Annotated in this window: 19 protein-coding genes and 1 riboswitch; of the genes, 2 read left to right on the top strand and 17 right to left on the bottom strand. The window is 39.3% G+C overall.

All coding sequences use genetic code 11. The features are described 5' to 3' along the window. Nucleotides 1-75 precede the first annotated feature (75 nt). The 7 genes from purN to purC form a co-directional block, all read right to left on the bottom strand. Nucleotides 76-657, bottom strand: a complete 582-nt coding sequence (gene purN, locus IGI52_RS03300; protein ID WP_016180329.1) for a phosphoribosylglycinamide formyltransferase — start codon at nucleotides 655-657, stop codon at nucleotides 76-78. Next, nucleotides 654-1,697 carry a phosphoribosylformylglycinamidine cyclo-ligase gene (gene purM / locus IGI52_RS03295; RefSeq protein WP_438780486.1) on the bottom strand — a complete coding sequence of 348 codons (1,044 nt, stop codon included), beginning with the start codon at nucleotides 1,695-1,697 and terminating at the stop codon, nucleotides 654-656. Before purM ends, purN begins: the two co-directional genes overlap by 4 nt. Before the next feature lie 197 nt (nucleotides 1,698-1,894). Then, entirely contained in the window at nucleotides 1,895-3,334 is a 1,440-nt protein-coding gene (gene purF / locus IGI52_RS03290) for an amidophosphoribosyltransferase (protein WP_016180331.1), read from the bottom strand. After that, entirely contained in the window at nucleotides 3,319-5,538 is a 2,220-nt protein-coding gene (gene purL / locus IGI52_RS03285) for a phosphoribosylformylglycinamidine synthase subunit PurL (RefSeq protein ID WP_438780485.1), read from the bottom strand. The genes purF and purL overlap by 16 nt, the downstream gene beginning before the upstream one ends. Next, entirely contained in the window at nucleotides 5,538-6,218 is a 681-nt protein-coding gene (gene purQ, locus IGI52_RS03280; RefSeq protein WP_016180333.1) for a phosphoribosylformylglycinamidine synthase subunit PurQ, read from the bottom strand. Before purQ ends, purL begins: the two co-directional genes overlap by 1 nt. Nucleotide 6,219: 1 nt before the next feature. After that, a complete protein-coding gene (purS, locus tag IGI52_RS03275; RefSeq protein ID WP_016180334.1) occupies nucleotides 6,220-6,474 on the bottom strand; it encodes a phosphoribosylformylglycinamidine synthase subunit PurS in 255 nt (84 codons plus the stop codon). Nucleotides 6,475-6,476: 2 nt separating this feature from the next. Then, nucleotides 6,477-7,193 (bottom strand): phosphoribosylaminoimidazolesuccinocarboxamide synthase, encoded by a 717-nt coding sequence (purC, locus tag IGI52_RS03270; RefSeq protein ID WP_438780484.1) that lies wholly within the window; start codon nucleotides 7,191-7,193, stop codon nucleotides 6,477-6,479. A 257-nt stretch (nucleotides 7,194-7,450) separates the two neighbouring features. Between purC and IGI52_RS03265 the strand changes: the two genes are divergently transcribed. Next, nucleotides 7,451-7,822 (top strand): hypothetical protein, encoded by a 372-nt coding sequence (locus tag IGI52_RS03265; protein ID WP_171030582.1) that lies wholly within the window; start codon nucleotides 7,451-7,453, stop codon nucleotides 7,820-7,822. 44 nt (nucleotides 7,823-7,866) lie between these two features. On the opposite strand, the gene purB is transcribed toward IGI52_RS03265, so the two are convergent. The 5 genes from purB to IGI52_RS03240 form a co-directional block, all read right to left on the bottom strand. Next, nucleotides 7,867-9,162, bottom strand: coding sequence for an adenylosuccinate lyase (gene purB, locus IGI52_RS03260; RefSeq protein ID WP_311895233.1), 1,296 nt, complete (start codon nucleotides 9,160-9,162; stop codon nucleotides 7,867-7,869). 73 nt (nucleotides 9,163-9,235) lie between these two features. Beyond that, on the bottom strand, nucleotides 9,236-10,357 hold the full coding sequence (gene purK / locus IGI52_RS03255) for a 5-(carboxyamino)imidazole ribonucleotide synthase (protein WP_171030581.1): 1,122 nt from the start codon (nucleotides 10,355-10,357) through the stop codon (nucleotides 9,236-9,238). Further along, nucleotides 10,350-10,838, bottom strand: a complete 489-nt coding sequence (purE, locus tag IGI52_RS03250; protein ID WP_127979034.1) for a 5-(carboxyamino)imidazole ribonucleotide mutase — start codon at nucleotides 10,836-10,838, stop codon at nucleotides 10,350-10,352. Before purE ends, purK begins: the two co-directional genes overlap by 8 nt. Nucleotides 10,839-10,983: 145 nt before the next feature. Further along, the gene (locus IGI52_RS03245; RefSeq protein WP_227150782.1) at nucleotides 10,984-12,267 is read right to left on the bottom strand and encodes a nucleobase:cation symporter-2 family protein; all 1,284 of its coding nucleotides are present in this window, start codon (nucleotides 12,265-12,267) and stop codon (nucleotides 10,984-10,986) included. A 1-nt stretch (nucleotide 12,268) separates the two neighbouring features. Then, nucleotides 12,269-12,850, bottom strand: a complete 582-nt coding sequence (locus tag IGI52_RS03240) for a xanthine phosphoribosyltransferase (protein ID WP_016180341.1) — start codon at nucleotides 12,848-12,850, stop codon at nucleotides 12,269-12,271. Between the two features lie 77 nt (nucleotides 12,851-12,927). Continuing rightward, nucleotides 12,928-13,025, bottom strand: a riboswitch (purine riboswitch). Between the two features lie 242 nt (nucleotides 13,026-13,267). Between IGI52_RS03240 and IGI52_RS03235 the strand changes: the two genes are divergently transcribed. Beyond that, nucleotides 13,268-14,185 carry a magnesium transporter CorA family protein gene (locus tag IGI52_RS03235; protein ID WP_311855226.1) on the top strand — a complete coding sequence of 306 codons (918 nt, stop codon included), beginning with the start codon at nucleotides 13,268-13,270 and terminating at the stop codon, nucleotides 14,183-14,185. A gap of 88 nt (nucleotides 14,186-14,273) precedes the next feature. Here IGI52_RS03235 and tdcB read toward each other — a convergent pair whose 3' ends face one another. The 5 genes from tdcB to IGI52_RS03210 form a co-directional block, all read right to left on the bottom strand. After that, nucleotides 14,274-15,281 (bottom strand): bifunctional threonine ammonia-lyase/L-serine ammonia-lyase TdcB, encoded by a 1,008-nt coding sequence (tdcB, locus tag IGI52_RS03230; RefSeq protein ID WP_016180343.1) that lies wholly within the window; start codon nucleotides 15,279-15,281, stop codon nucleotides 14,274-14,276. Continuing rightward, entirely contained in the window at nucleotides 15,281-16,390 is a 1,110-nt protein-coding gene (gene ald / locus IGI52_RS03225) for an alanine dehydrogenase (RefSeq protein WP_127979032.1), read from the bottom strand. The genes tdcB and ald overlap by 1 nt, the downstream gene beginning before the upstream one ends. A 335-nt stretch (nucleotides 16,391-16,725) precedes the next feature. Further along, the gene (locus IGI52_RS03220) at nucleotides 16,726-17,163 is read right to left on the bottom strand and encodes a Fur family transcriptional regulator (RefSeq protein WP_016180345.1); all 438 of its coding nucleotides are present in this window, start codon (nucleotides 17,161-17,163) and stop codon (nucleotides 16,726-16,728) included. 93 nt (nucleotides 17,164-17,256) lie between these two features. Continuing rightward, nucleotides 17,257-18,186 carry a cysteine synthase A gene (cysK, locus tag IGI52_RS03215; RefSeq protein ID WP_137439955.1) on the bottom strand — a complete coding sequence of 310 codons (930 nt, stop codon included), beginning with the start codon at nucleotides 18,184-18,186 and terminating at the stop codon, nucleotides 17,257-17,259. Nucleotides 18,187-18,472: 286 nt separating this feature from the next. Then, entirely contained in the window at nucleotides 18,473-19,330 is an 858-nt protein-coding gene (locus tag IGI52_RS03210) for a glucosaminidase domain-containing protein (RefSeq protein WP_016180347.1), read from the bottom strand. Nucleotides 19,331-19,586: the final 256 nt, after the last annotated feature.

The raw sequence follows: 19,586 nt of genomic DNA, 5'->3' as shown, positions 1-19,586 counted from the left end.
ATGACTCTCCTTTAGAAAGTTTTTTCACTTTTTGCTTAACATTTGTTAAGTCTGCAAAGAAATGGCTTAACACTTTTACTCTTTATCTCGATGAAATTCTTTGACAATTTCCGCTAAAACCTGCGGATACAGCTGGTGCTCTACTTGATGGATTTTTTTCTCTAAATCCTCCAAACGGTCCGATTCAGCAACTTGCACCTTTCCTTGTGCAATAATTGGACCGGTATCTACCCCGCTATCCACAAAATGGATCGTAACGCCCGTTTCCTTTACTCCGGCTTCATAAGCGTCTTTAATTCCGTGCAAGCCCGGAAAATTAGGAAGCAAAGCTGGATGAATATTAACGATCCGATTAGGAAAAGCTTCTAGTAACTCTTTTCCGATGATTCGCATATAGCCTGCCAATACGACTAACTCCGCTTTATAACGCTTCAGTAGTTCTAACAGTGCAGCTTCATAGTTTTTCTTATCAGAAAACTCTTTTAGCTCAAAGCTTTCACAAGGAACACCGAATTTTTTTCCACGTTCTAGCACGTACGCATCATGATGATCTGAAAAAAGCAGAACTAACTCAGCGTCAATCTCTTTATCCTTAATTGCTTGAGCGATCACTTCGAAATTCGATCCATTTCCTGAAGCTAAAACAGCTATTCTCATGCCTTTGCCCCTTTAAAAACAATCGCAGTATCTTTCTTTTCTGTTACTTTACCGATTACAAAAGAAGCTTCATTTCGCTCCTTCAAATCAGCTTGCAACTCTGCTAATTTTTCTGGTGCAACAGCCAATACCATGCCAATTCCCATGTTGAAAATCTCATACATTTCCATTTCAGGAATCTCACCATATTTTGCCAGTGCTTCAAAAATCGGTAACACCGGCCAAGAACCCATTTCAATTTCACAAGCTAATTTTTCTGGTAGCATGCGTGGTAAATTCTCCACAAAGCCGCCACCAGTCACATGGGCGATACCGTTCACTAATTCTTTTTTAACTAAAGGAAGCACTGCTTCTACGTAAATTCTAGTCGGTGTTAAAATCTCATCACTAAGTTTCCCAGATAGTTCTGTTAATTTTTCATCAAGTGCAAAGTTGTTTGTTTCAAAGAAAACTTTACGAACTAACGAATACCCGTTTGAATGAATTCCTGACGATGGTAAACCTACTAAGACATCCCCAGCTTGAATTTTTTCCCCGGTAATCATTTGTCTTTTTTCAGCGATACCAACGGTAAAACCAGCTAGATCGTAATCATCTTCACCATACATCCCTGGCATTTCTGCTGTTTCGCCACCGATCAACGCAGCTCCTGCTTGAACGCAGCCTTCTGCAACTCCTGCAACTACTTGCTCTAAACGTGCTGGCACATTTTTACCTGTAGCGATGTAATCTAGAAAATAAAGCGGTTCAGCTCCTTGAGCCACGATATCGTTGACGCACATTGCTACACAATCGATTCCAATCGTATCATGCTTATCTGCTTGAATTGCGACCATCAGCTTTGTCCCTACACCATCCGTTCCAGAAACTAAAACGGGCTCCTTTAAATCAAATTGACTAAGGTCGAAACAGCCTCCAAAACCACCGATTGCTCCCATAACACCTAAACGTTCGGTTCTTTTTACGTGCTTTTTAATTCGTTCTACTACCTCGTAACCAGCTTCTACATCAACGCCAGCTCTAGAATATGCATTTCCCACTAGATCCGCTCCCTAATTATTATTGTGTCTATTCTTCAAAAAACGAAAATGATTTTTTCATGCTACATACCATTCCAATAAACATTCATACCTTTTTAAATAGAAGTGAGTTTTCTTATTTCAACGGCGTGTCCTGAGAAAAGTGGAACTAAAATCTTCATTTGTTTAATTTTTGTAATTTCTTCAACCGTTTATTTTTAATAGAATGAAATTTTTTCCTTCAAAGTTGCTTGATAATGCTCTTCATAATCATAAAGCGGTGTTGGATAGTCTCCATTAAAATACGCCATACATAACCCGGAATAAGGTGCATCAAAATCTAATCCAATAGCATTGATTAATCCATCTTCACTTAAAAATGACAACGAATCTGCACCGATCATTTCGCGAATTTCTTCAATTGAATGATTCGCTGCAATCAATTCTTTACGAGTTTGAATATCAATCCCATAAAAACACGGGTAACGTAATGGCGGTGAAGCAATCCTTACATGGACCTCTTTCGCACCAGCTTCTTTTAAAAGGTTGACGATCCGTCGACTAGTCGTTCCCCGCACAATCGAATCATCGACCATGATGACGCGTTTTCCTTCTACAACGCCTCGCACAGCTGAAAGCTTCATTCGTACTCCTTGCTCACGTAACTCTTGCGTTGGCTGAATGAAGGTTCGTGCGACATACTGATTTTTTACTAATCCCATTTCATAAGGAATACCGGATTCCTCTGCATACCCGCTGGCAGCAGATAAAGAAGAATTTGGTACACCAACGACCATATCAGCTTCTATTTCAGCCTCATTTGCCAAGATGCGCCCCATATTTTTACGAGCACTATGGACATTTACGCCTGCGATATTCGAGTCTGGCCGTGCAAAGTAAATATATTCCATCGAACAAATCGCGTGTTGGGTATTTTCAGTAAAGCTTTCGACTTTTAACCCTTCATCATTGATGGTGATAATCTCGCCTGGATTAACATCTTGAATAAATTTCGCACCTACGACTTCTAACGCACAGGTTTCTGACGCAACTACATAGGCGCCGTTGACCATTTGACCGATTGACAATGGCCGAAAACCATTCGGGTCAAGTGCGGCTACCATGGAATCTTCTGTTAGCATCAAGTAGGCAAAACCGCCTTTGACAGTGTTCAATGCTTCCTTCATGCGTTCACACAAAGTTTCCTTTTGACTGCGGCGAATCAAATGCATCAAGATTTCTGTATCGGAATTCGAATGGAAGATCGCCCCATCAATTTCTAGTTCTTTTCGCAAGCTTTTCGCATTCGTCAAATTCCCATTGTGAGCCAAAGCAAAGGCACCATCATAAAAATTGAATAAAAAAGGTTGAATATTATCGACACTGCTTGTTCCCGCCGTAGCATAACGAACATGCCCAATCGCTGCTTGACCAGTCAAGCGACTCAATTGACGCTCATTTTTAAATACCTCTGAAAGAAGGCCTAGCCCACGATGTCCATTTAATTTTCCTGCATCGTTGCTGACAATTCCAGCACCTTCTTGTCCGCGATGCTGTAAGCTGTGTAAGCCAAAATAAGTGACGCGCGCAGCATCTGGGTGTCCCCAGATGCCAAAAACGCCACACTCTTCATTTAAACTTTTTACTTCATTAAACATGGAATGGCTTCCTCCCATAATTCTTCAGCTTTCTTAGTAGCGACGTTGATTTCACCGCCAAGTGCAGTCAGCTTCAAGTCGCCTGTATTAGTTACTTCACCGATTTTCACTGCTTTATCACCTGCTAAAGCTTCGAATTCTGCTTGTTTCTCTGGTTTTACAGATAAAACAAAACGTGATTGTGTTTCTGCAAACAGATTTTCGACAGGCGTTTCCACAGTGATGTCAACGCCAAGCTGATTAGTAAATGCTGATTCTGCGACTGCCACTGCCAGACCACCTTCCGCACAATCATGAGCACTTGCTACTAAGTCCGCTTTGATTGCTGAAAGGACTAAGTCTTGATTTGCCTTCTCAACAGCTAAATCAAAGTCCATTAATTTCCCTTCAATCAAGCCTTTTTGCATTTTTTGAATCTCGGTACCATTAAAGTCTGCTTTAGTTTCACCAACGAGATAAACCAAATCACCAGCAGCTTTGAATTCCTGCGTCGTAATATGTGACAGGTCTTCGATCAAACCAACCATACCGATCATCGGTGTTGGATAAATAGCTTTACCGTTAGTTTCGTTATACATCGAAACATTTCCTGAGATAACCGGGGTGTTCAACGTACTGCAAGCTTCTGAAATACCATCGGCTGAGGTCCATAATTCCCAGAATCCCTCTGGTTTTTCTGGCGAGCCATAGTTTAAACAGTCCGTGATCGCTAACGGCTGTCCTCCAGATGCAACAATATTCCGCGCTGCTTCAGCCACTGCAATCTGTCCACCGATTTCAGGATTTAAATATAAATAGCGTGCATTACAATCTGTTGTCATCGCCAATGCCTTGTTTGTTCCGCGAACCCGTAAGACAGCCGCGTCGCTTCCTGGTCGAACAACTGTATTCGTTCGTACTTGCGAGTCATAGGTTTCATAGATCATTCTCTTTGAGGCGATCGTCGGTTGTTGCAATAATGCTAATAATGTTTCAGAAGCGTCTGCCACTTCTGGTTTGAAATCTTCCATATTGGCAAATTCTTGAATCCGTACTGGTTCACGTTTCTCATTTTCGTAAACAGGAGCGTCTTCAGCAAGCGCATCAACTGGTAAGTTAGCTACTTCTTCTCCATGATGGTACAAACGATATAATCCATCATCTGTTACCTCGCCAATCGTAACCGCATCTAACTCATAACGTTTAAATAGTTCAACAACTTCATCTTCATGCCCTTGTTCCACACAAATGAGCATCCGTTCTTGTGATTCAGATAACATCATTTCATACGGCGTCATATGCGTTTCCCGTTGTGGCACATCATCTAAATAAAGCTTCAATCCAGATCCAGCTTTTGAAGCCATTTCTGAACTAGAAGAGACTAATCCAGCAGCCCCCATATCTTGAATACCTACTAAGATTTCTGAATGATCTAAAATTAATTCCAAACAGGCCTCTAACAATAATTTTTCCATGAAAGGATCGCCAACCTGAACGGCAGAACGCTGCTGTTCTTCACCTTCAACAAATTCCTCTGAAGCAAATGTCGCTCCATGAATCCCATCACGTCCCGTTTTTGCGCCGACATACATAATGGAATTGCCAACACCTTTGGCTTGTCCTTTTTGGATGTCCTTATGATCAATCAAACCAACACACATCGCATTGACTAAAGGATTGCCTTCATAACAAGGATCAAAGGCTACTTCTCCGCCAACTGTCGGGATACCAATACAATTTCCGTAGCCACTGATGCCAGCAACAATCTCTTCTAATAAATATTTCGTTCTTTCCGTTGTTAATTCGCCAAAACGTAAAGAATCTAAAACTGCTATCGGACGTGCCCCCATACTGAAAATATCGCGGATGATTCCACCAACACCTGTTGCAGCACCTTCATAAGGTTCAACAGCTGAAGGATGGTTATGACTTTCTGCTTTGAAAACCACAGCTTGATTGTCACCGATATCAACAATTCCGGCACCTTCTCCTGGTCCTTGTAATACTTGCGGTCCCTCCGTTGGGAATTTACGCAGAACTGGCTTCGAGTTTTTATATGAACAATGCTCACTCCACATAACAGAGAAAAGTCCTGTTTCTGTATAATTTGGCAAACGTCCAAGAATGTCTTCTGAAATCAAACGATATTCTTCATCAGTCAGTCCCCAACCAGCGTAAATACGCTGATCCTTGATTTCTTGCGCCGTCGGTTCTAATTTCATCATTAGTTTGCAGTCACCTTTCCAAAATTAGTTAAAATAGAAGCAAAAAACTTCTTACCGTCATCAGAACCTAGCAGTTTTTCCATTGCTCGCTCTGGGTGAGGCATCATACCTAAGACGTTACCAGCTTTGTTCGTAATGCCGGCAATATTCTCGATACTTCCATTAATATTTTCACCTTCATAAGTGAAGACGATTTGATTGTTCGCTTTTAACTCAGCTAATGTTTCATCATCACAGTAGTAGTTACCCTCACCGTGGGCGACTGGGATTTGAATTACTTCATCTGCTTGATATTCAGATGTAAATTTTGTTTGATTGTTCACAACTCTAAGCGGCGTAATTTTACTGATAAATTTCAAGGATTCATTACGACGTAAAGCTCCTGGTAAAAGTCCCGCCTCCGTTAAAATCTGAAATCCATTACACGTACCGAAAACTGGCTTGCCTTCTTCAGCAAAACGAATCACTTCTGACATAATGTTTGCAAAGCGAGCAATCGCACCGCAACGTAAATAGTCACCGTATGAAAAACCACCCGGCAATAATACACCGTCAAATCCTTCAAGGCTGTCTGCATCATACCGAACATACTCACAATCGGCTCCCATGATTTCCTTCATCGCCCAATACATGTCCAAGTCACAGTTAGAACCAGGAAATACAATGACCGCAAATTTCATGCTACACTTCCTCCGATGTCAAAATTTCGTAACGATATGTTTCCATATTGACGTTTGCTAATAATTTGTCACAAACCTCTTCGATCATTTCCTCCACTGGACGATCACTTTTGGCAACTTTAATTTCAAAATACTTACCAATCCGAACATCCTCGATCTCATTGTATCCCATACGGTGCACAGCCCCTTTTACAGCTTCTCCTTGTGGGTCCAATACAGAATCCTTATACGTTACATAAACTTTTACAAAATACATTCTTATTCTCCTCGCTTTTCTAATCTATTTAGTACTTCTTGATATACCGGAATAATGTCACCTAAGTCACGACGATAAATATCTTTATCTAAATGTTCATTTGTCTGTTTGTCCCATAAACGACAAGTATCAGGAGAAACCTCATCTGCCAATAAAATCGAGCCATCTTTTTGACGACCGAGCTCTAACTTGAAGTCAACCAATGTGATATCTATTGAATCAAATAGTTCTGTTAGTGCCTCACCAACTGCTAAAGCCTTCTGACGCAGCTGAGTGAGCTCTTCAGCAGTAGCAAGTTCTAAAGTAAGAATATGAGCGTCAATGACCATTGGATCATCTAGTTCATCGTTTTTATAATAGAACTCAACAATCGGTGATTTTAAAGGCGTCCCTTCTGGAATCGCTAATCGCTTTGAAAAGCTGCCGGCAGCTATATTTCGTACGACTACCTCTAAAGGAATGATTTCAACATTTTGAATCAGTTGTTCTGTTTCAGAAAGCTGTTTAATATAGTGATTAGTAATTCCTTTACTTTTTAAGAAATCAAAGATCAATCCGGTGATTTGATTATTAAGTTCGCCTTTACCACTAATTTGATCCTTCTTTGCCCCATTTAAAGCAGTTGCTTGATTCAAATATTCGACCCATATAATGGCTGGATCATCTGTTTGAAACAATTGTTTTGCTTTACCTTCATAGATTAAAGTTCCTTTTTCCACGTCAAAACGCTCCCTTTTTATGAACATTTATAAACGATCTCCAACAATCGTTCGTTTCTTAATTTCTTATTCAGTGTAACAATTGAATTTGAATTTTTCAATATTTTATCGGATATTATAATAAAAGAAGTCTGTTAATGTTCGTGTTTATCACAGGCGGTTCCATTTCTTTTTTAGAAGCTACACAAAGACAGCGTTTACATTTTGTGAAAATGGTGCTATATTTAATTCGAATGATATATATGGGGGAATCGCTTATGTTAGATGCGCCGGCAGCAGCTAAAAAATTTCTTGATTCAATGCTAGAAACAGACAAACAACATTTATTAAACGCATTATTAGGACTAGACACAACTCATAGTATTAACTGCAATACCAGCTTTTATTCCTATCGTAATCTAAAAAAAATACTGCATCCAAGACAATCTCAAGCCATGCAGTCTTTACATTTTTCCAATCAGTCTCAGGATGAGTTGATCATCAGGCAGCTAAAGGATCACTCCTTCTTGAAGAATTCCTATCGGATTGAAATTCGTTTGAATTCACAAACTTATGATTATCAACTGATCAGCTGTTTATTGGAACGTCTTCATGAAAGTTGCTTTGTAGACGTATATTCCTATGCTTAATTCAAAAAAACTCTTACCGCAAAAAAATGCGGTAAGAGTTTTTTTTATTTGATTCCGACACGTTCAAAGACTGTATCGACATTTTTAAGGTGATAGTTATAATCAAAAGCATCGTCCAGGTCAGCTTTGGATAAAACATTCGTAATTTTTTCATCTGCATCCAAAAGCGGACGAAATTGCGTTTGATTATCCCATGCATAGGCTGTTTTTGGTTGGACTAAATCATACGCTTCTTCACGAGTCATGCCTTTATCAATCAACTTCAGCATCACTCGCTGACTATAGATCAAACCAAATGTTGCTTCCATGTTGCGTTTCATATTATCTGGGAACACGGTCAGATTCTTCACAATGTTTCCAAAGCGATGCAGCATGTAATCAACTAGAATCGTGGTATCTGGTGTAATAATCCGTTCCGCAGAGGAATGAGAGATATCACGCTCGTGCCACAAAGCAACATCTTCAAAAGCAGTAATTAAATGCCCACGTACAACACGAGCCAAACCAGTCATATTTTCTGAACCGATTGGATTTCGTTTATGAGGCATCGCAGAGGAACCTTTCTGTCCTTTTGCGAAAAATTCTTCAACCTCACGCGTTTCAGATTTTTGTAACCCGCGAATTTCCGTTGCAAAACGTTCAATTGATGTCGCAATCAAAGCCAGACTTGAGAAGTATTCGGCATGTAAATCCCGTGGTAAGACTTGTGTTGAGATTTCCTGCGGGCGAATACCTAATTTTTCACAGACAAATTCTTCAACAAATGGTGGGATATTAGCAAATGTACCGACTGCACCAGAAATTTTTCCAGCTTCCACACCCTTTGCTGCATGTTCGAAACGATCGATATTACGTTTCATTTCTGAGTACCAAGTAGCTAATTTCAAGCCAAAGGTCGTAGGCTCTGCATGAACACCATGCGTCCGTCCCATCATAACTGTATCCTTGTGCTCTAAAGCTTTTTCACCAATGATCGTTAGAAAATCCTGTAAATCCTGACGCAAAATATCATTTGCTTGTTTATATAAATATCCATAGGCAGTGTCAACGACATCTGTACTGGTCAAACCATAATGAACCCATTTACGTTCCTCACCTAATGTTTCAGAAACCGCACGTGTAAAGGCTACAACATCATGCTTTGTTGATTGTTCGATTTCTAAGATACGATCGATATCGAAACCAGCGTTCGCACGAATCTTTTCAACATCCTCTTTAGGAATCTCACCTAGCTCAGCCCATGCCTCATCAGCCAGGATTTCAACCTCCAGCCAAGCTTTATAACGATTTTCATCGCTCCAGATGTTTCCCATTTCGTCTCTTGAATATCTAGGTATCATTAATTTTCTCCCTCGTAAAAATCATTTAATTTTTTTAAATATAAACTCAAAAACACATCATCAAATACAGTGATTAGTCCCATGTTTCAGTTTTCTTAATATCATCTAATGTTCGTTGAATACTATCCGTCAAAATTGTAATATGACCCATTTTGCGTCCCTTTTTCGGCATGGCTTTACCGTAATAATGAAAATGCCATTCCGGCCATAAATCAATAAGTTCGTAAGTCTTCAACAGATTCTCGCCCAAAACATTAACCATTACCGCATTTGACAATAATTTTGGCTCACTCAGCGGCCAACCGCAAATACCACGAATATGCGCATCAAATTGGCTCATGCTGCAAGCTTCAATCGTGTAATGACCAGAATTATGTGGTCGTGGAGCGATCTCATTAACATATAAGGCGCCAGCTTTAGTTAGGAAAAACTCCACACAGAGAGTACCGACTAAATCGACTCCTTGAGCAATTACTTTAGCGATGCGACTCGCCTCTTTTGCCACTGCGGCATCAATCCCAGCTGGTACGATCGTTTCATGCAGAATATTATTGCGGTGAACATTTTCCACTACTGGAAATGTTACATAATCGCCAATGTTATTTCCTGCCACTTGAACCGATAACTCTTTTTCAAATGGAATCCAAGCTTCCAACACGCAAGTACCTTGACGCAAAAGATTCATCGAAGGTGCCAAGTCAGCCGTACTGTTCAAAACATATTGTCCATGTCCATCATATCCCCCACGCGTTGTCTTCAAGACACACGGATAGCCGATCCCCTCGATCGCATCTTGAATATCTGTTGGGCTAATGATCGTTGCATAAGGAGCAATCACGATATTATTGTTTTCTAAAAAGGACTTTTCCATCAAGCGATCCTGACTGATAGCTAATAGGTCAGTTCCTTGAGGTATATTGGCAAAATGTTGAATATGGTTGATTGTATCAACATCCACATTTTCGAACTCATAAGTGATCACCTGCGATCTGCGAGCCATTTCTTCTAAAGCCATTTGATCATCATAATCAGCAACAATATGCCAATCCGAAACCTGCGCAGCCGGACAATCTTCCGTTGGATCAATCACACCCGTACGAAATCCCATTTCCTTTGCACTAATGGCCATCATGCGGCCTAGTTGTCCTCCGCCTACGATACCAATCGTAGAGCCTGGTTTTAACGATTTAACCAAGTTGTTCACTACTTTCCAATACAGTTTCTGTCATTTGCTGCCGCTTCTTTTCCAGACGCTCAGCTACTTTGTTATCATACATTGAAAGCATCTGTGCCGCAAGTAGTCCTGCGTTGGTTGCTCCAGCTTTTCCAATTGCGGTAGTGGCTACAGGGATACCACCTGGCATTTGTACAATAGATAATAATGAGTCCAAACCGTTCAAAGCCTTCGATTGAACAGGAACACCGATTACTGGTAGAGTTGTCTTGGCTGCTACCATGCCTGGTAAATGAGCTGCTCCTCCTGCTCCTGCGATAATTACTTTAATTCCTCGGCCGCGAGCTTGTTCGGCAAAGTCGAACATTAAGTCTGGTGTGCGATGAGCAGAAACTACTCGTTTTTCATATGCTACACCTAGTTCATCAAGACTTTCGCATGCAAACTTCATTGTCTCCCAATCGGAGGTACTGCCCATAATAACTGCAACTTCTGGATTCATAATTTACCCCTTTCATTATTCAAGCCTATTTTAGCAAGTAGACTTTCGTAAGTCAAAACGTAATTCGAATATTAATAGATATTTCTAACCTATTGTTCGTTTTTTACTAAAATAAAAAGAAACGCAGCCTCTGCCGCGTTTCTTTCTATTTTCCTTCTCTTTTATAGCCATGAAATAATAGATTCAAAATAATCGCCGATAAACTACTCATAACAATTCCGTTACCAGTAAACATTTGAACGGTTTCAGGTAGTTTAGCAAATAGAGTCGGCGTTGCATTAAATCCTAAACCAAAGCCAATAGAAATGGCAATGATTAATAGATTTTTTTCATCATTGTAATCAACTTTCGACAACATTTTCATTCCTTGGACAGCTACCATGCCGAACATTACCAGCATTCCGCCACCCAAAACAGGTTCTGGAATAATCTGAGCTAATGCCCCAACCTTTGGAAACAGCCCTAAGATAATTAAAAAGATTGCTGAAAAGTAAATCGGACGACGAGTTTTAATCCCAGATAATTGTACTAGGCCAACATTTTGAGAAAAACCAGTATATGGAAACGTATTGAATAATCCCCCTAGAATAACCGCTAAACCTTCTGCACGATAGCCGCGTTTTAAATCATCTTCTTTTACTTGTTTTCCAACAATATCGCCTAAAGCAAAATAAACACCCGTTGACTCCACCATACTTACAATAGAAATAATGATCATTAGCAAAATAGAAAATGGCTCAAATTTTGGTGTTCCAAAATAAAATGGTTGCGGTACATGGAACATCGGCGCATGACCGATCGCCGCTAAATCAACTTGACCCAAAAGCGCAGCTAACACTGTTCCGCCGACTAACCCGACTAAAACAGCGATTGAACGAATGAATCCACGTCCAAAAACTTGAACAGCTAAGATCAAGATGATCGTCACGAAAGCCAAGATTAAATTTGTAGGCTCTCCAAACGTTTTAGCCGCAGCATCTCCACCGCCCATTTTTGTAACTGCAACCGGAATCAACGTCAAGCCAATAGTCGTAATAACAGTACCTGTTACAATAGGTGGAAATAATTTTTCTACCTTAGAAAAGAAACCCGAAATCAGCACCACGAAAACACCTGCAGCAATAATTGAACCGTAAACTGTGCCTACTCCATGCGTTTGTCCAATCAAAATCAATGGAGCCACCGCTTGAATAGCACATCCCAAAACCACTGGTAACCCGATTCCGAAAAACTTATTGACTGTCAATTGTAACAATGTTGCTACTCCGCACATAAATATATCAATTGAAATCAAATACGTCATTTGCGCTTCGTTGAATCCTAGCCCTGTCCCAATCAAAAGGGGTACGGCTACTGCTCCAGCATACATTGCTAAAAGATGCTGTAAACCTAATACTGCTGATTTTCCATTTCCTGTTTCACTTGTCACTCTATGCGTCCTCCTCGATAAATGTCACTTTACCGTCATGTAAGGAAGAAATTCTTGCTAGGGAAACGACTGGAATATCCATGTCTTCAATCAATTGTCGGCCATCTTGGAAAGATTTTTCAATCAATATCCCAATTCCAGCAACACTTGCTCCAGCTTGTTGACACAATTCGATCAATCCCTTAGCGGCCTGGCCATTCGCTAAAAAGTCATCGACTAATAAGACATTGTCCTCTGCAGAAAGGAATTTTCGAGAAATTGAAATAGTACTAGTCACCTGTTTGGTAAATGAATAAACAGAAGCCGTCAATAATTCTTCATCCATCGTCAAGCTCTTTGACTTACGAGCGAAAATCATTGGCACCTTTAATGCTTGGGCAGCATAAAGCGCAGGTGCGATTCCAGAAGCTTCGATCGTCACTACTTTAGTGATTTTTTTATCTGCAAATACTTCCGCTAATCGTTTACCCATAGCATCCATCAATTCAGGATCTACTTGGTGAGTGATAAATTCATCAACTTTTAAGACACCTTCACCTAAAACACGGCCATTATCTCTAATGCGATCTGTCAATTCTTTCATTAATACTTTCCCCTTTTCTTGTCGTTTTTTGATTACTACAAAAAACGCACCTCATCTGCAAAGCAAAAAAGGTACGTCACCGTACGATTTTTACTTATAGTCTTGCGTTTACGGCACAAGGTAGAAACTGTCAACCATATTATGACGATATATAAGTTCACTTCTAATGAAAATTTTCATTGAAGTTTATGAAATATGAAATTTATTATATCAGATACAATTCGCCTGTAAACTAGAATTATTTTAAATGAGAAGATTTATAGGTGAATGACATGATTGTCTAACTTTATTCGAAAATTTCTTCTATTATAAAGGATGAAAGCTTTCTCTACAAATTTAGCGATTCATTTTAATTGGCAAGCAAGAATTGTTTTGAGATGATAAGAGTAATGAAATTAAGGTAAGGAGGATTTTCTGTTGATAGAATTTTTTTCTATTTCAAACAATGGTATACAAAAAAGGACTAGCGAAGGGAATTGGATAGCTGCTTCCGATCCAACAGATAAGGAAAAGGAAGAGCTTTGTAAAGCCTATAAGCTGCCCTCAAGAATTTTTTCGATAGGCAAAAACTATTCAAATGTCTCATTTTTTAAAAATTACTTGACCGAAGACGAAAAATCAGTGTGCATAATGCTTTTTATCGACCTTAAATCAATGGATGAACCAGAATCTTTATCTTCGACTGTCACTGTCTTTTTAACGAATGATGTTGTGATTACTATAAGTGAAAAGTCATTGATTGATGAAGTATTAAATAAATTTGGATCAGAGATTTCTTCCGAAGCTGGTCTGATTTTGCACACCATCCAAGTCATCAATGAGCATTACTTAAACTTTTTACATCTACAACGTGAAAAGATTGAAGAAATCAGCCAAGAGGCATCAAATGGCTCGAATCGGAATATCTTAGAAAAAACGACGGATACCGAGAAAACACTCGTTTATATTGATAATTTATTAAAAGAACAACACAAAACGATTCATTCTCTTTTAGATTCTGATTTGGTATCTTCCGATCGTGATTTGGCTATCGAGATCGAACTACAAACAAAGCAAGCAACAACCTCCGTTCAAATTTATCGCGAGATGTTGAGTTCCATTAGCGGTCTGATAAACAGCATGATGGATAACCGTTTAAATCAATTGATGAAGTTTTTAAATACCGCCTCTCTCTTACTAGCCTTACCGACACTAATTTTCAGTCTATGGGGAATCAATACTGGCGGGCTACTCTGGAAAGACTCAGAAGTCGGATCAATCATGGTCGTTCTTTTAGCGTTGATTGTTTCGATCGTCAGCGGTATTTATCTTTTCAGAAAAGATTACAATGCTTAAAAAAGCAGTAGCAATTACCCGTTACTCAAACTGTAAACAAAAAATGCTCCAAGCTCGTAATTCGGCCTTGAAGCATTTTTTATCTTATCTATTTTAATTCGTTTGCTACTGAGAAATGACCGATAACATCGGTGATTCGGTTCAGATCCACATTACCGCCAGATACAACGGCAACGACTTTCTTACCGTTTACATACTTGTCTACTTTTCCTGCTAAAATAGCTGCTGTTGCAAGAGCACCAGCACCTTCAACTACGATTTTTGTCCGCTGAATCAAATCTTTCATCGCAAGTTCGATTTCCTGTTCAGATACAGTTACCATATCGTCAACAAGTTCTTCAACTACTTCGAAGGTAAGGTTTCCCGGAAATTCTACCGCGCAGCCATCAGCAATCGTTGCTGCTTTTTTGTAACCCACTTTTTTTCCTTCGCGGAATGAAGCTGTCATCCCATGGATGTTTTCAGCCTGAACACCGATAATATTGATGTTTGGATTGAAAGTTTTCATTGCCACTGCGATTCCAGCAATTAGTCCGCCGCCGCCGACAGGCACAATAACAGTGTCAACATCCCAGATGGAATCCAAGATTTCAAGGCCAATTGTTCCTTGTCCAGCCATTACAAACTCATCGTCATAAGGAGGAATATACGTTACTCCTGTTTCTTCAACGATTTTTTCACAATAAGCCTTTGCTTCATCAAATCCAGCACCATGTAAAATAACTTTTGAACCATAGCCTTCAGTTGCCTCCACTTTAGCTTTCGGAGCCGTTTCAGGCATAACGATCGTACTCTGAATACCCAACAATTTTGAAGTCAACGCTACTCCTTGCGCATGGTTACCAGCGGATACTGCGATAACGCCCTTGTCTTTTTCCGCTTGGGTTAAGTGAGCGATTTTATTGAATGCTCCACGAAATTTGAATGAACCAGTTAGTTGCATGTTTTCCAATTTTAAGAACACTTGCCCACCGGTTTTAGCGGTTAGAAACATTGATTGGATTAACGGTGTTACACGTCCATACTGTTTGACCACATTTTTTGCTTCATGAATATCTTCAATAGTGACAGGAAGCTTTGTCATTGTGCTAGTCATTACAGAACATCTCCTATTTCAGTATAAGGAACATCAATTGAGTCTGCTAAAGCTTTCGAAACAACTTTACCATTGTAGACACTTAATCCGGATAATAGTGATTCGTCAGATTTCAGTGCATCATCTAGGCCTTTGACACTAACTTCTTTTAGGAATGAAATATTCCCTTTTGCTAAAGCAATTGTTGCTGTTCTTGGAGTTGCACCTGGCATATTCGGAACAGCGTAATGAATCACACCATGTTTTGTGAATACTGGATCTGCATGGTTCGTTGGTTTATCAATCGTTTCTACTGTACCGCCCTGATCAATCGCGATATCGACAATTACAGAACCTGGTTTCATTGATTCAACCATATATTCTTTCACTAATTTTGGTGGCTTTGCTCCTGGAATCAAGACAGTTGAAATGAAGACATCTGCTTCTTTGATCTTTTCTTCTAAGTTTTCAGTATTTGAAACGAGTACATCAACGTTATGATCTTTGTAACGATCCTTCAATTGTTTGATACGATTTTCATTCACTTCAAGAATGATTACGTGACAGCCAATGCCGACAGCCATGTCTGCTGCATTTTCAGCGGCATTTCCTCCGCCTAAAATAACTACAGTTCCAGCTTCAACGCCATCAATTCCTGGAAGTAAAATACCTTCTCCGCCATGTTGTTTTTCCAGATAGTATTGACCTAAATTCACTGCGCGACGCCCAGCGATGGCACTCATTGGTTTTAATAATTCTAGAACACCATTAATTGAGATATTTTCTCCAGATAATGCCGTAACGCCAACTTCCATCATTTTTTCAACACAAGCTTTGTTGGCTGCTAAATGCAAGAAGCCCCAAATAATTTGACCTTTTTTGAAATAGTGATATTCACTTTCCATTGGTTCCTTTACTTTTACGATCAGTTCAGCTGTCCATGCTTCGTCAGTATCGACAATTTTTCCGCCAGCCTCAATATATTGTTCATTAGTAAAACCTGAACCTGCACCAGCATTATCATCAACTAGCACTTCATTTCCAGCTTCTACTAAAATTCTCACATTTTCAGGTGTCATACCGACACGTGCCTCACCTTGTTTTGGATCTTTAATTACGCCAATTTTCATGGTAAATCACTCCTAATGGATTATTATTGAAGTTCTTTAACTTCGGAACATGTTTAATATATCACAATGCATTTTAGAAGCAACAATCATGTACTAAGTGTTATTGATATCTCATTATCTACAGTGTTCTCTTCATTTAAAATAAAAAAAACAACAAGGAATGTTGTTATAAGGCCTTTTTAAAATAAGAACACTTTCATTTTAAATATTTATATTCTCTTCAAATAGTTCTTTTAATATAAATAGTGCAAGCGCAGTCAATTTTTTTATGTGATTTTTCTCATTTGAAGAATCAAGAAATCTGTTATTTTTGATAAAACAAAAAAGCTGAGGATTTATTCCTCAGCTTTTGTTTGACAATCTGGACATAACCCATAAACTTCCAACCGATGTTTATTGATTTGATATCCTGTCAGCTTACTAGATGCCATTTCGACGTCTTCTAATCCAGGATAGAAAAAGTCAACAATCTTCCCACATTCTGTGCAAATTGCATGATAGTGCTGCTTGTTCGTGAAATCAAAGCGACTCGCCGCATCACCATAGTTCATTTCTTGGACGATTCCAATTTCAACGAATTTTCTCAAATTGTTGTAGACGGTCGCCACACTCATATTCGGGAAGCGGCCCTCTAACGAACGGAAAATCTCATCAGCCGTTGGGTGATTGCGGTACTCGATTAAATATTCTAAAATGGCATAACGCTGTGGGGTAATGCGAACTCCGCCGGCCTTTAATTCTTTGACCGCTTGATCAACTGCCTCATTTACCATATAAGCCCCTCCTGTTTTGATTCTATATTAAAATGATACTATTATCTGAGGGGAAATACTAGCTTGATTCAAAAATTAATATTTTTCATAAACTTATTGGTTAAATTGGAACAATTCAGTAGATAGGTAACGTTCGCCATTATCCGGTAGTAAAACCAATACTTTTTGATCAGAAGTCATCTTTTTAGCCACTTCTATCGCTGCAAACAATGCGGCTCCAGAAGATATACCAACTAAAATTCCTTCTTTTTTTGCAATTTCTCTAGCTGTTTCCATAGCATCATTACTTTTAACCGGTAAAACTTCATCATAAATGTTAATATTTAAAATACTTGGCACAAATCCAGCGCCGATTCCTTGAATTTTATGCGGACCGGATTGACCACCTTCTAAAACTGGTGATTCTTCAGGCTCTACTGCATAAATCTTAATATTCGAATACATGCGTTTCAGTTCATTTCCTACTCCGGTAATTGTACCGCCTGTGCCGACTCCTGCAACAAACGCATCTAAGCCATTTTTTTCAAAGGCATTCACAATTTCCTTTGCAGTTGTTTCTTCATGAACCTTGGGATTTGCTGGGTTATCAAATTGTGCTGGAACGAATCCATCCTTTTCTTCAGCCAATCTGTTAGCCTCAGCGATCGCGCCTTTCATCCCATCTGCACCCGGAGTAAGAACTAGATTCGCTCCATAAGCCTGCATGAGCTTGCGACGCTCAATACTCATTGTCTCGGGCATAACTAGCGTTACAGGATAGCCTTTTGCGGCGCCTACCATTGCCAAACCAATACCAGTATTCCCTGATGTTGGTTCGATGATCATCATTCCAGGCTTCAACTTGCCGTTTTTTTCCGCATCCTCGATCATTCTTAAAGCAATTCTATCTTTTACACTGCCGCCAGGATTGAAGGATTCTAGCTTCACGTAAATCTGAGCCATTTCATCCGTTGTCATGTTCTTAAGCTTCACGATAGGGGTCTCGCCAATTGTGTCCAAAATTGAATGATAAATTTTTGTCATCTTTCTTCGCTCCATTCCTTACCTTATGTAAGTTATCTTAACGAATAATGGCAGAAGATGCGAGAATTTCGACTTTAAATTTCACATAATAACACTTTTCTAAACAAATTCTCTTGGTTCTAATAAAGATATTCAGTAAAACACCTCAGTAATCTCATCATGATAACGAAAGCTGCTTCATTTTAAATATCCTAACTACCTATATTTATCGCTTGGTATTAAACTACCAAACAGATTAACTACAGACCATTAAAAAGATGGAGCAAATTGCTCCATCTTTGAAAGATTAAATGACAATTGTATCCCCAGGCATAATTGTTGAATCCGAACTCCAGCCATTATCAGCCAATAATTGATCAACACTGATACCGAATTTTTCAGCAATTCCCCAAATTGAGTCTCCTGATTGGACTGTATAGGATTGACCGCTAGCAGAAGCTGTTGCTGATTGACTATCTTGACTAGCAGTAGTATTTTGTGTTTGATTCGCTGTTTGCACTGCTGTACCTGCTCCTGGTGTATCGAAGCGAGTCAAATTATAGGTTTGGATCAAAGAAATCAACTTTCCTGCATAACCAGGATCTGTCGCATAACGTCCTGTTAAGTAAATCGCCGCGTCTTGGTAGCTATAAGTATGGCTTTTCCGCGCACCAGCATAATAAGAACCAGTTAAAAGATTAGCATGTGCTTGAAATGATTCTGCGTAACTGTTGTAAACGGCAAATGGTTCATTCATCGTAACCCATTGTCCATCCAAATATTCCTGTGTGCTCATTGACACTGAAGGTCCACCATTGTATTCTTTGACACCAAACAAATTGTAATACGGTGCGGCCGACAATTGAGATGTTCCAAAACCAGTCTCAACCAAAGCCTGAGCAACCATAATAGATGCATAAAGATCATTTGAAGCTGAAACCTGCATTGCAGAAGCGCCTAATTGTTCAATAAATGCAGATTGATTTTGCGTCTGTCCCATTTCAGCTGCACTTACCTTCACATTATTCATCGTCAAAACAGCTGGCGAAAGTATCATTGCTGTTCCGACTATAGGAAGCGTCCTTTTTGCGGCTTTCATTCGTTTTGCCTTTTGCTGTGTTCTTATATAATTATATTTTTCGATGCGGGTTTTAAATTGATTCATTATATACCTCCAAGAAACCTTCGCGAGCTTTTCATTTTTAGTTACTTTAAAAGTATAATCCAAGAACAAATAACAAACAATTTAAACACCGTAAATTCACTAATTTGTCATTATATCGTAACATGCGTAACGTAAAAGTTGTTATGTTTCTGTTTAATTGCACTTGATTTTTTTATATCAATGAAATGAACTTTAGAAATTAAGAAAAAACGAAACAGTGTTGAAAAATACTCTCACTGTTTCGTTCTTAATTTTT

It is taken from the genome of Enterococcus sp. DIV0187, assembly GCF_051713785.1.
In the GTDB taxonomy this organism is placed as follows: Bacteria; Bacillota; Bacilli; order Lactobacillales; family Enterococcaceae; genus Enterococcus_A; species Enterococcus_A avium.
The sequence above is the reverse complement of the archived record's forward strand: the minus strand, read 5'-3'. Positions and strand labels throughout refer to the sequence as shown.

Bases quoted from the DNA above. Each gene is read 5' to 3' on its own strand.
- IGI52_RS03265 (WP_171030582.1), top strand. From the start codon at position 7,451: ATGTTAGATGCGCCGGCAGCAGCTAAAAAATTTCTTGATTCAATGCTA.
- tdcB (WP_016180343.1), bottom strand. From the start codon at position 15,281: ATGACTAGCACAATGACAAAGCTTCCTGTCACTATTGAAGATATTCAT.
- cysK (WP_137439955.1), bottom strand. From the start codon at position 18,186: ATGACAAAAATTTATCATTCAATTTTGGACACAATTGGCGAGACCCCT.
- purS (WP_016180334.1), bottom strand. From the start codon at position 6,474: ATGTATTTTGTAAAAGTTTATGTAACGTATAAGGATTCTGTATTGGAC.
- purL (WP_438780485.1), bottom strand. From the start codon at position 5,538: ATGATGAAATTAGAACCGACGGCGCAAGAAATCAAGGATCAGCGTATT.
- purF (WP_016180331.1), bottom strand. From the start codon at position 3,334: ATGTTTAATGAAGTAAAAAGTTTAAATGAAGAGTGTGGCGTTTTTGGC.
- ald (WP_127979032.1), bottom strand. From the start codon at position 16,390: ATGAAAATTGGCGTAATTAAAGATCCAAAACAAGGTGAGGCACGTGTC.
- IGI52_RS03240 (WP_016180341.1), bottom strand. From the start codon at position 12,850: ATGAAAGAATTGACAGATCGCATTAGAGATAATGGCCGTGTTTTAGGT.
- purN (WP_016180329.1), bottom strand. From the start codon at position 657: ATGAGAATAGCTGTTTTAGCTTCAGGAAATGGATCGAATTTCGAAGTG.
- purQ (WP_016180333.1), bottom strand. From the start codon at position 6,218: ATGAAATTTGCGGTCATTGTATTTCCTGGTTCTAACTGTGACTTGGAC.
- IGI52_RS03210 (WP_016180347.1), bottom strand. From the start codon at position 19,330: ATGAATCAATTTAAAACCCGCATCGAAAAATATAATTATATAAGAACA.
- purE (WP_127979034.1), bottom strand. From the start codon at position 10,838: ATGAATCCAGAAGTTGCAGTTATTATGGGCAGTACCTCCGATTGGGAG.
- IGI52_RS03220 (WP_016180345.1), bottom strand. From the start codon at position 17,163: ATGGTAAATGAGGCAGTTGATCAAGCGGTCAAAGAATTAAAGGCCGGC.
- purB (WP_311895233.1), bottom strand. From the start codon at position 9,162: ATGATACCTAGATATTCAAGAGACGAAATGGGAAACATCTGGAGCGAT.